Here is a 1,444-nt window from a genome sequence, read left to right on the forward strand (position 1 = left end):
CTCCCGCCCCGAGGGCCCCGTCGCCGGCGCCGCGCGTCACCGGCCCTCCCGCACGGCCCGGGCGATCGCCGGCCCGAACCCGCCCGGCCGGCTCAGGTGCCGGCGGAGAAGCGCAGGATCTCGCTGAGGAACGGGATCTCCAGCCACGGGCGGGGCTGCGCCATGAGCGTGAGCAGCACGATGAGCGAGCCCATCACGCCGTAGGTGATGATGTCGGTGAAGCGGGAGCGGACGGCCAGCATCCCCACCTCGCGCACCGTCGCCCGCAGCACCGCCCCGCCGAGCACCGCCCCACCGAGCACCAGCAGGCCGATCCGGAAGTTCACCGGCGTGGCGGCGAGACCGGCGAAGGCCAGGGACAGCACGCACAGCAGCGGCCACTGCCGGGCCGGCGCCGGGGCGTCGCCCGGCGCGGTCCGCCGCCCGCCCTCGGGGCGGGCGGTGTCCCGGGTGAAGGTGGGGTAGCGGCGCCGCGTCCGCCGCGCCGCGGCGGGGCCCTCGGCCCCGGCCCCGGCGGCCCCGGTCACGACCGGCCGCCCTCGGCACGGTCGGCTGCCTGCTCGGCCATCTCCACCACGTTGTGCAGCAGCATGGCGCGGGTCATCGGCCCGACGCCGCCCGGGTTGGGCGAGATCCAGCCGGCGACCTCGGCCACGCCCGGGTGCACGTCGCCCAGGATCCGGCCGCTCTCGTCCCGGCTGACGCCCACGTCGAGCACGGCGGCGCCCGGCTTGACGTCCTCCGGCTTGATCAGGTGCGGCACGCCGGCGGCGGCCACCACGATGTCGGCGCGGCGCAGGTGCTCGGACAGCTCACGGGTGCCGGTGTGGCACTGGGTCACGGTGGCGTTCTCGCTGCGGCGGGTCAGCAGCAGCGGCAGGGTGCGGCCGACGGTGGTGCCGCGACCCACGACGACCACCTGCGCGCCGGCGATCTCCACGCCGTAGCGGCGCAGCAGGTACACGATGCCGTTGGGGGTGCAGGGCAGCGGGGCGGGCTCGTTGAGCACGAGCCGTCCCAGGCTCATCGGGTGCAGGCCGTCGGCGTCCTTCTCCGGGTCCATCAGCTCCAGCACGCGGTTGGTGTCCACCCCGCGCGGCAGCGGCAGCTGGACGATGTAACCGGTACAGGCGGGGTCCTCGTTGAGCTCGCGGACGGCGGCCTCGATCTCCTCCTGGCCGGCGGTACCGGGCAGGTCGCGCCGGATGGATGTGATGCCGACGGCCGCGCAGTCGCGGTGCTTGCCGGCGACGTACTTCTGGCTGCCGACGTCCTCGCCCACCAGCAGGGTGCCCAGGCCGGGCACGACCCCGCGGGCGCGCAGGGCCTCGACACGGGCGGCGAGGTCGGACTTGATCGCGGCGGCGGTGGCCTTGCCATCGAGAATCTGGGCGGTCATGGCTCCATCTTCGCGGATGTCGGCGGCGGGGGACCAGGGCGTGGT

Annotated in this window: 2 protein-coding genes; both read right to left on the reverse strand. The window is 75.7% G+C overall.

The genetic code is table 11. The features are described 5' to 3' along the window. Positions 1-92: 92 nt before the first annotated feature. Entirely contained in the window at positions 93-527 is a 435-nt protein-coding gene (locus FNQ90_RS23025; protein ID WP_323380136.1) for a DUF3017 domain-containing protein, read from the reverse strand. Continuing rightward, complete coding sequence (locus FNQ90_RS23030; protein ID WP_143620123.1) at positions 524-1,399, reverse strand: bifunctional methylenetetrahydrofolate dehydrogenase/methenyltetrahydrofolate cyclohydrolase; 876 nt, start codon at positions 1,397-1,399, stop codon at positions 524-526. The genes FNQ90_RS23025 and FNQ90_RS23030 overlap by 4 nt, the downstream gene beginning before the upstream one ends. Positions 1,400-1,444 lie beyond the last annotated feature (45 nt).

The sequence above is a fragment of the Streptomyces alkaliphilus genome (genome assembly GCF_014141535.1).
GTDB classification, from domain to species: Bacteria; Actinomycetota; Actinomycetes; order Streptomycetales; family Streptomycetaceae; genus Streptomyces; species Streptomyces alkaliphilus.